General features: G+C 73.5%; 11 protein-coding genes. 5 read left to right on the top strand and 6 right to left on the bottom strand.

Annotated features, from left to right (window positions below):
• The first annotated feature begins 36 nt into the window (after positions 1 to 36).
• Both argG and IRY44_RS27330 read left to right on the top strand, forming a co-directional pair.
• Entirely contained in the window at positions 37 to 1,488 is a 1,452-nt protein-coding gene (argG, locus tag IRY44_RS27325) for an argininosuccinate synthase (protein WP_194803069.1), read from the top strand.
• 95 nt (positions 1,489 to 1,583) lie between these two features.
• Positions 1,584 to 3,392: a PucR family transcriptional regulator gene (locus tag IRY44_RS27330; RefSeq protein ID WP_194803070.1), complete on the top strand. Its 1,809-nt coding sequence runs from the start codon at positions 1,584 to 1,586 to the stop codon at positions 3,390 to 3,392.
• A gap of 227 nt (positions 3,393 to 3,619) precedes the next feature.
• Here IRY44_RS27330 and IRY44_RS27335 read toward each other — a convergent pair whose 3' ends face one another.
• Positions 3,620 to 4,969, bottom strand: coding sequence for a hypothetical protein (locus IRY44_RS27335; protein ID WP_194803071.1), 1,350 nt, complete (start codon positions 4,967 to 4,969; stop codon positions 3,620 to 3,622).
• An 83-nt stretch (positions 4,970 to 5,052) separates the two neighbouring features.
• On the opposite strand from IRY44_RS27335, the gene murD reads away from it, so the two are divergent.
• Positions 5,053 to 6,399 (top strand): UDP-N-acetylmuramoyl-L-alanine--D-glutamate ligase, encoded by a 1,347-nt coding sequence (murD, locus tag IRY44_RS27340; RefSeq protein ID WP_194803072.1) that lies wholly within the window; start codon positions 5,053 to 5,055, stop codon positions 6,397 to 6,399.
• 1 nt (position 6,400) lies between these two features.
• On the opposite strand, the gene IRY44_RS27345 is transcribed toward murD, so the two are convergent.
• The 3 genes from IRY44_RS27345 to IRY44_RS27355 form a co-directional block, all read right to left on the bottom strand.
• Positions 6,401 to 6,991 carry a DUF6114 domain-containing protein gene (locus IRY44_RS27345; RefSeq protein WP_194803073.1) on the bottom strand — a complete coding sequence of 197 codons (591 nt, stop codon included), beginning with the start codon at positions 6,989 to 6,991 and terminating at the stop codon, positions 6,401 to 6,403.
• A gap of 1 nt (position 6,992) precedes the next feature.
• On the bottom strand, positions 6,993 to 7,622 hold the full coding sequence (locus IRY44_RS27350; RefSeq protein WP_135241096.1) for a DUF6230 family protein: 630 nt from the start codon (positions 7,620 to 7,622) through the stop codon (positions 6,993 to 6,995).
• A 183-nt stretch (positions 7,623 to 7,805) separates the two neighbouring features.
• A complete protein-coding gene (locus IRY44_RS27355) occupies positions 7,806 to 8,561 on the bottom strand; it encodes a TetR/AcrR family transcriptional regulator (protein WP_194803074.1) in 756 nt (251 codons plus the stop codon).
• Positions 8,562 to 8,910: 349 nt separating this feature from the next.
• Here IRY44_RS27355 and IRY44_RS27360 point away from each other — a divergent pair, with 349 nt between their 5' ends.
• Positions 8,911 to 9,597, top strand: a complete 687-nt coding sequence (locus IRY44_RS27360; protein ID WP_194803075.1) for a Tat pathway signal sequence domain protein — start codon at positions 8,911 to 8,913, stop codon at positions 9,595 to 9,597.
• Between the two features lie 57 nt (positions 9,598 to 9,654).
• Here IRY44_RS27360 and IRY44_RS27365 read toward each other — a convergent pair whose 3' ends face one another.
• On the bottom strand, positions 9,655 to 10,617 hold the full coding sequence (locus IRY44_RS27365; RefSeq protein ID WP_194803119.1) for a hypothetical protein: 963 nt from the start codon (positions 10,615 to 10,617) through the stop codon (positions 9,655 to 9,657).
• A 117-nt stretch (positions 10,618 to 10,734) separates the two neighbouring features.
• Between IRY44_RS27365 and IRY44_RS27370 the strand changes: the two genes are divergently transcribed.
• The gene (locus tag IRY44_RS27370) at positions 10,735 to 12,030 is read left to right on the top strand and encodes an aspartate aminotransferase family protein (protein WP_194803076.1); all 1,296 of its coding nucleotides are present in this window, start codon (positions 10,735 to 10,737) and stop codon (positions 12,028 to 12,030) included.
• A 3-nt stretch (positions 12,031 to 12,033) separates the two neighbouring features.
• On the opposite strand, the gene IRY44_RS27375 is transcribed toward IRY44_RS27370, so the two are convergent.
• Positions 12,034 to 13,452 carry an acyltransferase gene (locus IRY44_RS27375; RefSeq protein WP_194803077.1) on the bottom strand — a complete coding sequence of 473 codons (1,419 nt, stop codon included), beginning with the start codon at positions 13,450 to 13,452 and terminating at the stop codon, positions 12,034 to 12,036.
• Positions 13,453 to 13,508 lie beyond the last annotated feature (56 nt).

Below are 13,508 nucleotides of genomic sequence, written 5' to 3' on the forward strand. Positions count from 1 at the left end.
TTGCATGACCATGCGAGACCGTGCATAATCTTCCTTGTGTCCAAGGTTCTCACCTCCCTGCCCATCGGCGAACGTGTCGGCATCGCCTTCTCCGGCGGCCTCGACACCTCGGTAGCCGTCGCGTGGATGCGCGACAAGGGCGCCGTCCCCTGCGCCTACACCGCTGACATCGGCCAGTACGACGAGCCCGACATCGCGTCGGTGCCCGGCCGCGCGCTCAGCTACGGCGCCGAGGTCGCCCGCCTCGTCGACTGCCGCGCCGCCCTGGTTGAGGAAGGGCTGGCGGCGCTGACCTGCGGCGCCTTCCACATCCGCTCCGGCGGGCGGGCCTACTTCAACACCACGCCGCTGGGCCGCGCCGTGACCGGCACGCTGCTGGTCCGCGCGATGATCGCCGACGACGTGCAGATCTGGGGCGACGGCTCGACGTTCAAGGGCAACGACATCGAGCGGTTCTACCGGTACGGCCTGCTGGCGAACCCGCAGCTGCGGATCTACAAGCCGTGGCTGGACACCGACTTCGTCACCGAGCTGGGTGGGCGCACCGAGATGTCGGAGTGGCTGCTGGAGCGCGGCCTGCCCTACCGGGACAGCACCGAGAAGGCGTACTCGACCGACGCCAACATCTGGGGCGCCACCCACGAGGCCAAGACGCTCGAACACCTGGACACCGGCATCGAGACGGTCGAGCCGATCATGGGCGTCAAGTTCTGGGACCCGACCGTGGAGATCCCCACCGAGGACGTCACCATCGGCTTCGACCAGGGCCGCCCGGTGACGATCAACGGCAAGGAGTTCGGCAGCGCCGTCGACCTGGTGCTGGAGGCCAACGCCATCGGCGGCCGGCACGGCCTGGGCATGTCCGACCAGATCGAGAACCGGATCATCGAGGCCAAGAGCCGCGGCATCTACGAGGCCCCCGGCATGGCGCTGCTGCACGCCGCCTACGAGCGGCTCGTCAACGCCATCCACAACGAGGACACCCTCGCCAACTACCACAACGAGGGCCGCCGCCTCGGTCGCCTCATGTACGAGGGCCGCTGGCTGGACCCGCAGGCGCTGATGCTGCGCGAGTCGCTGCAGCGCTGGGTCGGCACGGCAGTCACCGGCGAGGTCACGCTGCGGCTGCGCCGGGGCGAGGACTACTCGATCCTCGACACCACCGGCCCGGCGTTCAGCTACCACCCGGACAAGCTGTCGATGGAGCGCACCCAGGACTCGGCGTTCGGCCCGGCCGACCGGATCGGCCAGCTCACCATGCGCAACCTGGACATCGCCGACTCCCGGGCGAAGCTGGAGCAGTACGCCTCAGTCGGCATGGTCGGCGGCGGCACCCCGCAGCGGGTCGTCGGCGCCGCCCAGGCGGCCTCGACCGGGCTGATCGGCGCCATGCCGCAGGGCGGCGCCGAGGCCATCGCGTCCCGGGGCGTGCCCACCGCCGAGGACGAGGCGCTCGACCGGGCCGCGATGGAGTTCGGCGTCGACTGATCGCCATCCTTCGTTCCGTCCGCCCGCCGGTCCCCGCCTTCTCGGCGGGCCGGCGGGCGGTGTGGCTTTCGGCAACGGTGGTGACGCAGGGTAGCGTGTCGCCCGTGTTCCCTACCGTGCGTGAGGTGCTGGAGCTGGTGCCCGTGCGCCACGGCGCGCCGCGCCTGGTCGCGGGGAACGCCGGACTGGACCGGTCGGTGCGCTGGGTGCACATCGCCGAGGTACCCGACATCGCCACCCTGCTCGGCGGCGGCGAACTGGTCCTGACCACCGGGATCGGCCTGCCGGGCGACGACGCCGGGCTCCGCGAGTTCATCGGTGCCCTGGCCGACGTCGGCGTCTCCGGGCTGGTGGTCGAACTGGGCCGCCGCTACGTCAGCGGAGTCCCACGGGTGATGGCCGCCGCCGCCGAACGACGCGGACTGCCCCTGATCGAGCTGCGCCGGGGCACCCCGTTCGTCCGCATCACCGAGGCGGTGCACGCGCTGATCGTCGACGCCCAGCTCACCGAACTGCGCGCCACCGAGGAGATCCACCAGCGGTTCACCGAACTGTCAGTGGAGGGCGCCGAACCGGCCGAGGTGCTGCGGCAGGCCGCCGAACTGGCCGGCTGCCCGATGGTGCTGGAGAACCTGTCCCGGCAGGTGCTCGCGTACGACCCGGCGGGGGAGAACGCCCAACTGCTGCTGGACGGCTGGGAACGGCACTCGCGGCAGATCCGCCCGCCCGGGCGCACCGCGTACGACCCGGACAGCGGCTGGCTCGTCACCACAGTCGGCGCGCGGGGACAGGACTGGGGACGGCTGCTGCTGCGCTGGCCGGCCACCGAGTCCACCCCGCCGACCCGGCTGACCATCCTGATCGAACGGGCCGCCTCCACGCTGGCGCTGGGCCGGCTGATCCGGCGCGACGCCGAGGGGCTGGAACGGCAGATCCACCGCACGCTGCTGACCGCGCTGATCGACCACACCCGCCCGGTGGACGAGGTGGCGCTGCGCGCCAAGGCGCTCGGCGTCGTCCTGGACCGCCGCCACCTGGTCGGCGTCGTGGTCCGCCACCGCGCCGACGAGCCGTCCGGCGACGCGGGCGCCCCCGACGACGAGCCGGCCGCCGCCCGCCGGGGCGCGCGCCGCGACACCGACGCCGAGGACCCGGAAGCCGGCCCGGCCCGGCTGCGCGACCTCGCCGAGGCGGTCAGCCAGGCCGTCCGGGACGCCAAGCTCACCGCGCTGACCAGCCCGCTCGACGACCAGGCCGTGGGCGCGCTGCTGGCGCTCCCCGACCCGGCCGCCGAGGAGAAGGCACTGTCCGCGTTCGCCGCGGCGTTGCGCCGGGTACGCCTCGACGCCGCCCCCGCCGCCCGCCCGGCGTCCCGCCCGTCGGAGTCGCCTGACCGTCCCGCCGGACGGGCCGTCGCGTCGGGGAGCGCGCGGCCGGTCGACGCGCCGCCCCGGGCCGCGATCGTGGTGGCGGCCGGGTCCGGTGTGAGCAGCCTGCGCGAGGCACGCCGGTCACTGATCGAGGCGCGGCAGGTCGCCGAGGCGGCCCGGCGGGATCCCCGGGATCTGCCCTGCTACCGGCTGCCGCACGTGGGGCTGGCCGGGCTGCTGCACCTGTTGCGCGACGAGCCCCGGTTGCAGACGTTCGTCGAGCGCGAACTCGGGCCCCTGCTCGCCTACGACGCCCAGCACCCGCGGGAGCAGTTGCTCGGCACGCTGCGGGCGTACCTGGAGCAGGGGCGGAACAAGTCGGCCGGCGCCGCCGCCGCGCACCTGTCCCGGCCGGCGTTCTACGAGCGGCTGGCCCGTATCGGCCGCATCCTCGACGCCGACCTCGACTCGGTCGACAGGTGCCTGTCCCTGCACGTGGCCCTGCTGGCCCTGGACGCCATCCGCACCCCCTGACCGCGGCCCGCCCTCCCGCCCTTCCGGGCTGGCCCGCGCCGATCTTGGAGTTGTGGCGCCCGGAATGCCTACTACCACCGTTATCAGAGGTGCCACAACTCCAAGATCGATGGGCTGTGGGGGTGATCATGAGGTTGAGCCGGTGATTCGCCGGAATTCGCACCGTCAAGTTCATGATCGACGGGGCGGGGCGGGGCGGGGGCGGGGGCGGGAGGAAAGGGGGTGGGTCAGGTCAGGGCGGTCAGGGTTTTGGCGTAGGGGGCGGGGATGAAGTTGTCGCCGCCGGGGGTGAACACGTCGGAGGTGGCCGCCGCCTGCCAGGCGGTGTCGGGCAGCGCCGCCACCAGGGCGCGTACCACAGGGGCGTCGCGCCACTGGTCCTGCTGGGCGAGCAGGCTCAGCGCGACCACAGACTCCTCCACCTCGCCCACGCACTCGAACGGCTTGTGCCCGTCGATGCCGAGCAGCTCCCGGTAACCGGGGATCTGGGACTCGTCGGCCAGCAGGTCACCGCCGAAGATGCCGGTCAGCCGCTCGCGGGGCATGAACGGCGACATGGCCAGGAACACGAACCGGCACTTCGGGCAGTCGCGGCACCAGCGCTCGCTCGCGTCGCGCAGCTTGAACGCGGCGTTGCAGCTGGTCACCACCGCGTCGTACCGGTCGATCTCGGCGAACAGCCGGGCGATGTGCAGCTCGGACAGGGAGCGCAGCAGCGAGAAGTACGGCTCGGTGAGCCCCGCGTGCTCGGCCAGCGCCGCGCGCAGCAGCCCTTCGGCCTCGACGCCCTTCGACCACTGGTGGTTGATCTCGTGGCCGTTCCAGATCAGGTTCGGGTCGGACGCGGAGCGCTCGTTCGACATCACCACCGGGCCGAGCCCGTGCAGGACGGCGGTGGCCACGGCGATCAGCGAGTTGATCGCGGTGACCGGGATGTGCCCGTTGCGCGCACCGGCCGCGTTCAGCTCGAACAGCACCGGGTCCAGCCGCCGCCGGGCGGCCAGCGGCACCAGGTCCGACGCCTCGTTCACCGACACGATCACGTGGTTCGGGTTGACCGAGAACGGCACCGGGTCGAGGCCGGCGCGGCGCAGCGCCTCCAGCGTGACGATGGAGTCCTTGCCGCCGCCGACAGCCGACAGCGGACGACGGTCGGAGTTGTCCACCGGCACCGCGGGGTCCACGGTGCCGGACGGCACCTCGGGCCGCAGTTCCAGCACGTGCGGCAGCTCGTTGCGGTACGCGTACTCGGCGAGGCCCTTGGTGTAGACGGCGGTGACCAGCTCGACGGCGGCGGCGCCCAGCGGCGCGGGCAGCACCAGCCGGGGCGGCGCGGCGGCCTTGTAGTAGCTGACGCCGGCGACCACGTGCAGCAGCTCCAGCACCCGGGACAGGGTGGCAGCTGTGGCGTCGGAGACCGGCTCGGCCGGCAGCGGAAGCATGATCACCTCGGTGAACCGCTGCTCGCCGTCGGGACCGGTCAGGGCGTAGTCGAACAGGACCTCGCCGGTGGCGAAGTCGATCGAGTAGGACGGGAAGGTGAAGGCGTCCATCCGCCGCAGCTGCTCGTTGGGCACACGCCATACTAGGCCCTGGTTCGTCCGTCCGTGTCCGGCTGGGCCGGACCCTGCCCGCCGTCGACCGAGTCCGAGGAGAGCCCGTGCGCCTGTCTGATCTGCGCGGACGTCATGTCGCCGTCTGGGGCGCCGGCCGCGAGGGCCGGGCCGCGGTGACCGCGATCGCCGCGCACGGGCCGGCCGGCCTGGTCGTCGTCGACGACAGCGCCAACTTCCTCACGCTGCCCTGGGACGGCCCGCTGGCCGCCGCCGCGCCGCTCGTCACCGGCGAGGAGGGCTTCGAGCGCCTGGCCGCCGCCGACGTGGTGGTCCGCTCGCCGGGTGTGCCGAACACCCACCCGTGGATGGTGGAGCTGCGCCGCCGGTCCGTGCCGGTCACGCAGGGCAGCGCGCTGTGGATGGCCGACCACGCGGACCGGACCGTCGGGGTGACCGGCAGCAAGGGCAAGAGCACCACGTCCAGCCTGATCAGTCACCTGCTCACCGCGATGGACCGGCCGAACGTGTTCGGCGGCAACATCGGGGTGCCGCTGCTGGATTTGCCCGAGGCGGAGCTGTACGTGCTGGAGCTGTCCAGCTACCAGTGCTCCGACCTGACCGATTCGCCGCGCGTGGCGGTGGTGACCGCGCTGTTCCCGGAGCACCTGGACGCGCACGGCGGTGAGCGGGAGTACTACCGGGACAAGCTGAACCTGATCGCGCACGGCCCGCACGCCGTCGTGGTGAACGGCGCCGACCCGCGGCTGGCGGCGGAGCTGGGCGACCGGGCCGCGATCCGGGCCGGCTCGCCGGACACCACGCACGTGGCCACCGGGCCGGACGGTACGCAGTGGTTCCACCTGCGGGACACGCCGCTGTTCCCGCGCGCGGTGCTGCCGCTGGTCGGGCGGCACAACGAGGGCAACCTCTGCGTCGCGCTCGCCGTGCTGGACGCGCTCGGCGTCGACGTGGTGGCGCGCAAGGACAGCCTCGCCGTGGCGGTCGCCGAGTTCCAGGGCCTGGCGCACCGGCTCACCGAGATCGCCGACCCGTCCGGGCTCACGTTCGTCGACGACACGCTCGCCACCAGCCCGTACGCGGCCATGCACGCGATCGACGCGTACGAGGGGCGGCCGTTGACGGTGATCGTCGGCGGCGCCGACCGGGGGCTGGACTACAGCCCGCTGCGCGCGCACCTGGCCGATCGGGAGATCACCGTGATCGGCGTGCCGGACAGCGGCCCCCGCATCGTGGAGGCGCTGTCCGGACTGCCGTCGGTGCGTACCGAGCTGGCCGACGACCTGGTCGCCGCCGTCGGGCTGTCCCGCAAGCTCACCCCGGCCGGCGGGGTGGTGCTGCTGTCCCCGGCCGCGCCGAGCTACGGCCGGTTCCGCAACTTCGAGCACCGCTCCGAGGTGTTCGCGCAGGCGGTCGCGGACACCGCCCGCTGAGTCAGCCGCGCTCCGCCCGCGTGTGCCGCGGCGGCCCCGGCTCGGCCGACAGGAGCGCGTCGAGCGACTCGGTGGGCGCCGAGCCGTCCACCGGCTCGCGCGGCCCGGGCGTCGTGCCGGCGGGCGTCGCGCCAGCGAGCGTCGTGTCGGCGGGCGTCGTGTCGGCGGGCGTCGTGTCGGCGGGCGTCGCGGCCGGGCCGGCGCGGGGAGCCCGCCGCTTCACCGGCGTCCAGGCGAACGCGAGCGCCCCGCCGACGAGCGCCAGCAGCATGCCGATCAGGAAGCCGCCCAGGTTCGAGGTGAGCCAGGAGACCAGCCCGAGCACGAGGGAGAGCACCGCGTAGAAGACGCGTTGCTGCGGCGTGGTGATCAGCAGCACGCCGCAGATCACCAGGACCAGGGGGACCAGGTACGCGGCCAGCCCCTGCGGCCCGACGTGCAGCAGCACCCCGAGCGGCGCGCGCAGCGTCACGAGCATCTCCGCGCCGCCGAGCGCGATGAGCAGCCCGGCGGTGAACGGCCGCGCCCGGCGCCAGCGCCGCCAGCGTGTCCGGACGCCGGCGGCGGGCGCCGCGTGCTGTCCCGCGCTCACCTCAGCACCCTTCGGAGCTGAAGCCCATGCGCAGGTTGGGCAGCGTGAAGACGGCGGCGGTGGTGGCGTAGTTGTTCTGCCGCAGGTTGGTGATGGTCACGGTGTCGGCCTGCTGGGCGAACACACCCGGGTTGCCCTTGACCCCGGGGACCTTGTCGACGGTGCTGGCGTCCTGCCCGACGTCGATGTTCTTGAAGGAGGCGTTACCGGCGATCTCGTCGCCGTCGACCACGAGCGTGCGGGCGGAGACGGGCTTGCCGGAATTGCCGGCGGTGATCCGCAGGTTGGTCCCGCCCAGGTTGATGCTCTGGCAGAGATTGGTCAGCTCGGCCTTGTCGATCGCCGAGACGATCACGAGCACCTGGCCGCCGGTGTCGCCCTGGTTGGGGCTGTCCGGGATCATCTGGTCGAGCGTGGCGAACTGCTCGAATCCGGTGCCCTCCAGCTTGTCGGCGGTGACCGTGAACGGCATGCCCGAGATGGCGAACTGCGCGCCGAGCACACCCTGCGCGGTCAGCACCACCATGCCGGCCGCGCCGGCCGCCACGGCGCCGAACGTGACGGCGAACCGGCGCCAGCGCACGCCGCTTCTCGGTTGATCGGTCTCGACCTGATCGATCTGCTCCGACATGCCGGCCCCTTTCGAGATCAATTCATCTGCGACGATGTGAATTGGCTTCGCAGGATGTGCGCGCCGAGGGGCGCAGGCCGAAGTTACCGCTGAGTAAAGGGGCGGTCAACTGCCTGTAGCAGTTCGTTGGGCGGCATTTGCCAAAAGCGGCCAAAGTGAAAAACCGCTGCGGTTTCCGACCGGTCAGGGCTGGCCGGGTGCGCAGGGCGCGGTGGCGGCCGGGCCGTCCTCCGTCCCCGCCGCCCGCGCGACGCGGCCCGCCTCGCGTGGGCCGAGGAACGGCGCGGTCGCCGCGTACGTGAGCGCCGGCAGCAGCGACGGCAGCTCCTCGGCCCGCCCCTGCGCCACCCGCTCACGGATGGTGGCGTGGATGCCGCCGACCACTGTGGACAGCAGCGCGTCCCGGTCCACGCCGGCCGGATCCGGCCCGGCGCCGGCGAAGAACCGGCGGAAGCTGCTCAGTAGCGCATCGCGCTCCCGGCGTGCGTCCGGGCCTGCGGCGTCCACCTCGACCAGTGCCATCCGGGCGAAGGCGGGCACGCTCGCCAGCACGTCGAGCAGCGTACGCAGCGCCGCCCGGGCGGCCTGCGGCCAGTCCGGGCCGGCGTCGCGGAAAGCGTCCTCCATCAGGTGCGACACCACCGCGATGCCGTGTCGGTACGCGGCCAGGAACGCGTCCTGCTTGCCGCTGAACAGCGCGTAGAACGCGGGCCGGGTGACCCCGGCGGCGTGGCAGATGTCGCTGACCCGGGCGTTGTCGTACCCCCGGCCGGCGACCTCCCGGACCAGGCCGTCGAAGAGGCGGTCGCGCTGGGTCGCCGCCACCTCCTCGGCCGGCACGCGGCGCGGGCCGCGCTTGATGGCGCGGTCCGGGTCGCGGCCGTGGCGGGCGCCCGGCAGGGGCACGGGCGCCGGCGACGGCGGGCTCGGGACTGTCACTCATCGACCTTTCTTGATGCGTTGACTTTACGACCCTCCGAGGTTTATAACTTTCGACACGCTCAGTTCATGCCTCGTCACCGCTGGTGATCTCTCCTGATCGGTCACCCGAACGCGTCGAAGGAGGGCCGGATGGCTGCCATTATCGCCGCGCGGACCCGTCCCCCCAAGACCGGAGAGACCCAGGTGACGCGGCGACGCCGCACTGCGCCACGCCGCCCGGCCCGCTGAGGCCGCAACGGCGCACCACCACCTGCGGCGGTCCCATTCCGGCCGCCGCACCCACCGGCTCCGTCCACCCCGGACGCCGCCGGCACCGTTTCCTGTCCCACCGCCGGAAGGAACAACCATGCCCAGGTACGGACGCATCGGCGCGGGCCTCGCCGCCCTGGCGCTGCTGACCGGTCTGGTCGGCGCCGCCCCCGCCACCGCCGCACCCACCACCTCGCTCGCCAGCGCCGTGCTGACCTACCCGACCGTCGCCGGCACCGCCGTTTCGGTGGGCGACGTCATCCAGGCCAGCCTCCGCAGCGGCACCAACGCCACGTTCTACTCCTCGACCAGCGGCACCACCGGCATCAAGTGCGCCGCGTCCAGCTTCAGCGCCAAGGTGCTGACCAATCCGACCGCTCCCGGCACCGCGACCGAGAGCCTGACCGCGCAGTCGTTCTCCAGCTGCACGACGAACGTCTTCGGCACCACCGGCGTGCAGAGCGTGACGGTCAACAACCTGCCCTACACCACCTCGGTGACCAGCGCCGGCGTGGTCAAGATCTCCGGGACCACGGCGGCGCCGATCCAGAGCACCGTGGTGCTCAACTCGCTGCTCGGCGCGATCACCTGCGTCTACCGGACCAGCACGAACACGCTGACCGGTACGGCGTCCAACGGCACCAACTCGATCAGCTTCACCAACCAGGTCCTGACCAAGTTCTCCGGGCCGTCGCTGTGCTTCGGCACCGCGTACTTCACCGCCTCGTACTCGCCGGTGAAGGACACCAGCAAGACCGGCAGCCCGGCGGTCTACGTCAACTGACACCCGGCTCTCGGGCCGGTGCGCGGCGAATCGCCGGGCACCGGCCCGGACGCCGGTTCAGCCCGCCGTCAGCGTCGCGTGCAGCGCGCGCATCGACCGCAGCGCCGACCGGATCTCCTGGAGGTAGCGGCCCGGCGTCAGGGTCGGCTCCGGTACGGCGACAGCGGCGCGCGCGGCCGGGTCCACGCCGACCGTCTCGATGCCGCACCGGTACGGCACGGCGAGCGTCCGCAGCGCGTCGCAGTGCTGGAACGGCACGTAGATCGGGGCGGTCACCATCAGCACCGGGTCGTCCGCGCGCAGCCGCACGTGCTCGGCCCAGAACCGCTGCGTGTCGGCGGTGTGCGCGCGACGCCGGTCCGGTTCACTGGACGGCGCGGCGAGCACCCGTACCGGGGGCAGCCCGGCCGGCCGGTACGTACGCGAGGACCAGGCCCGGTGCGGATGACCGGCCGGCTCACCGTGCTCGTCGTCCGGCGCGTCCACGCCGAAGGCCAGCCGTACGCCGGCATCGAGGACGTCCACCTCGGTGGCGCAGCCGGGCAGGCCGGCGGCGTCGAGCGTGCGGGACTCGGCTGCCGACAGCGGCCGGAAGCTGCCGAGCACGGCCACCTCGCCGGTCACCTCGGCCACCGTCCGGGCCAGCGTCGCCGCGTACGCGGTGCGCCGCAGGCAGGCGTGCGCCAGCCCGCCGAGCACCAGCAGGTGCGCGTACCCGGATCGGGCCGGCGCGACCGCGCGGACCAGGCCCAGCGACGCGGCGGCGCTCAGCACCAGTCCGGCGGTGGCCGGGTCGAACGCCGGTTCCCGGGCGTCCGGGCGTTCCCGTCCCTGCCGGAAGTCCCAGCGGCGGGCGGAGAACGCGTCCAGGCCGGCCAGCACCGCCGCGAGGTCGCCGTCGGGCCAGTCGCCGCCGAAGTGCGCCACGAGCTGCCGCACCGGCGCCGACTCCACCCAGGACCGGACCCCGTCGAGCAGTTGTGCCCGCGTCGTCCCCGCCGCGCCGCCCGGCAACGTCACCTGATCCGTCCGCACCCGGCGGATGCTACCGCCGGGCCGACTCGCACAGTGCCGGTTGTCCCGGCCCCGGTCGTGGTGGGAACGTGCGGGGATCCACCTCCGCTGAAGGGTGCGCCGATGACCTCCGACGACCTGCTGGCCCGGCACCGGGCCGTGCTCCCGTCCTGGATGCCGCTCTACTACGCCGAACCGCTGGAACTGGTGACCGGTTCCGGCCGCCGGGTCACCGACGCGGCCGGCCGGACCTATCTGGACTTCTTCGGCGGGGTGCTGACCACGATGGTCGGCCACGACATCCCGGAGATCCGCGAGGCGGTCGAACGGCAGCTGCGGACCGGGCTCGTGCACACCTCGACGCTCTACCTGATCCGGCAGCAGGTCGAGCTGGCCGAGAAGATCGCCCGGCTCTCCGGCATCCCGGACGCCCGCGTCTTCTTCACCAACTCCGGCACCGAGGCGAACGAGGCGGCGCTGCTCGTCGCCACCAACCACCGGCGCTCGCACCAGATCCTTGCGGTGCGCAACAGCTACCACGGCCGGTCGTACGCGACGATGGGCGTCACCGGTAACCGCGGCTGGTCGGCCAGCGCGCTCAACCCGTTGCAGGTGGCCTGGCTGCACTCCGGGGAACGGCTGCGCGGGCTGCTGGCCCGGCTCGACGCCGCCGACCGGGTCGACGCGGCGGTGGAGGACCTGCGCGAGGTGCTCGCCACCCAGACCGCTGGCGACGTGGCCTGCCTGATCGCCGAGCCGGTCCAGGGCGTCGGCGGCTTCGTGCACGGCCCGGACGGGCTCTTCGCCGCCTGGAAGAAGGTGCTCGACGAGCACGGCATCCTGCTGATCAGCGACGAGGTGCAGACCGGGTGGGGCCGGACCGGCGAGCACTTCTGGGGCTACCAGGCGCACGGCGTGACGCCGGACCTGCTCACCTTCGCCAAGGGCATCGGCAACGGCTTCGCGCTCGCCGGCGTGGTCGGCCGGGCCGAGGTGCTGGAGTCGGTGCCGGCGATCAGCTTCTCCACCTTCGGCGGCAACCCGGTCTCCACCGCCGCCGGCAACGCGGTGCTCGACTACCTGCTCGACCACGACCTCCAGGCCAACGCCGCCCGGGTCGGCGCGATCCTGGGCGACGGCCTGCGCGCGGCCACCGCCGGGGTGGACCAGGTCGCCGAGGTACGCGGCAAGGGCCTGATGCTCGCCGTCGAGTTCGTCCACCCGGGCGCCGTGGAGCCGGACGCGGCGCTGACCACGCGGGTCTTCGAGGCGTGCCGGGCCGGCGGTCTGCTCGTCGGCAAGGGCGGCCTCTACGGCAACGTGATCCGGATGGGCCCGCCGCTGACGCTCACCGAGGACGAGGCCCGGGAGGGCCTGGCGATCATCGTCGACGCGATCCGCGCCTCGATCGAGGGGTGAGCGTCAACCCGGCCGGCGCCGTCCCGCCCGTCCGGACCTGAGCAGCCGCAGCAGACCCGCCCCGGCCAGGTACGCCACCAGCGCCGGGGCGGGCAGGCCCAGCGGCTCCGACGTCGCCTTGGGCGCGAGGCTGTTCAGCAGCAGGCCGACCAGCACGCCCGCGTACCCGGCCACGGCCGTACCGGCGCGCAGCCGCCGGCCACCCGCCCCGGCCGGCCCGGTCGCGGCCGGGCGGCGGGTGCGGGCCTCGACCGGACCGAAGACGGCGACCAGTACGGCCAGCACCGCGGCCAGCGCGAGCAGCCACGGTACGCGCCACGCCCACCAGGCCGCCGAGCCGACCGGGGGAGTGGGCAGCACGCCGAGCGCGTCCAGCAGGCCGACGAGCAGCACCGCGGCGGTCAGGTGCCAGAGGAACAGCGTGAGTACCACCGCGTTGACGGCGAGCACCGCCTGCCAGGGGCCGGACCGGCGCAGCCGGCGCCCGGCCGGGCGCCGCAGCAGCAGGATCAGACCGAGCTGGGCGACGGCCGCGGCCATCAGCGCCAGGCTCGGCGGCGCCGCGTTGTCCAGCCGCTCGCCCGGTACGTGGAGCATCGCCACGGGGTAGGGCCCGGCCACCGTGAGCAGCACCAGCGCGACCAGGCCGCCGCCGAGCAGGAGCACGCCCGCCCGGCGGGACAGCGGCAGCCGACGGCGGAATAGGCCCCGGGTTCCGGTGCCGGCGGTCGCCCCGGCGCCGGTCACGCCGGCGGGCTGACGGGTGTCCGCCTGGGCGGCGTCGTACCAGGCGAAACCGACCTGGTGGACGGCCAGCCAGCCGAACAGGTAGTTGCCGTCGGTGAGCGCGGCCGGGCCGAGAAGCCGGCCGAGGTCGCCGAGCGCCACGAGGACCACGAGCGCCGTGGGCACGGCGAGCCCGAACCGGCGGTGCAGCGCGTACATCGGCGGGGTCAGCGTCACCACCGCGATGTAGGCGACCAGGAACCACAGCGGGATGGTGGCGAACCAGACCACTGTGCGCACCTGCGCCGGGTCGGCGCCGCGCAGTGTGGCGATCCCCGCTCCCGCCGCCAGGACCAGCAGCAACACGGTGGTGGGGCGGATCAGCCGGGCGCTGCGGTCGACCAGCCATCCGGCCGCCGACCCGCCCCGGCGCCGGCGGGCGGCCAGCGAGGCGGCGTTGGCGTAGCCGCCGACCAGGAAGAACACCGGCATCACCTGGGCCACCCAGGTCAGCGGCCAGGCCCAGCGCAGATCCCCCAACGCGGAGTGACCGGCGGGGCGGCCGTGGTCGTACCCGATGACCGTGACGCCCCAGTGGCCGAGCACGACCATGGTGATGGCCAGCGCCCGGAGCAGGTCGATGTAGCGCTCCCGCCCCGGCGGCGTGCGTTGCGCGAGCTGCCGCAGGCGGCGCATGGGGTCAGGCTAGGCCAGCCGGGCCCGACCGGTACGGATAACGGATCGGTCGAGAG

This window comes from Micromonospora sp. ANENR4 (assembly GCF_015354395.1).
GTDB lineage: Bacteria > Actinomycetota > Actinomycetes > Mycobacteriales > Micromonosporaceae > Micromonospora > Micromonospora aurantiaca.

Coding starts and splice junctions, on each gene's coding strand:
- IRY44_RS27350 (WP_135241096.1), bottom strand. CDS start 7,622: ATGTCGGAGCAGATCGATCAGGTCGAGACCGATCAACCGAGAAGCGGC.
- IRY44_RS27360 (WP_194803075.1), top strand. CDS start 8,911: ATGCCCAGGTACGGACGCATCGGCGCGGGCCTCGCCGCCCTGGCGCTG.
- IRY44_RS27370 (WP_194803076.1), top strand. CDS start 10,735: ATGACCTCCGACGACCTGCTGGCCCGGCACCGGGCCGTGCTCCCGTCC.
- IRY44_RS27375 (WP_194803077.1), bottom strand. CDS start 13,452: ATGCGCCGCCTGCGGCAGCTCGCGCAACGCACGCCGCCGGGGCGGGAG.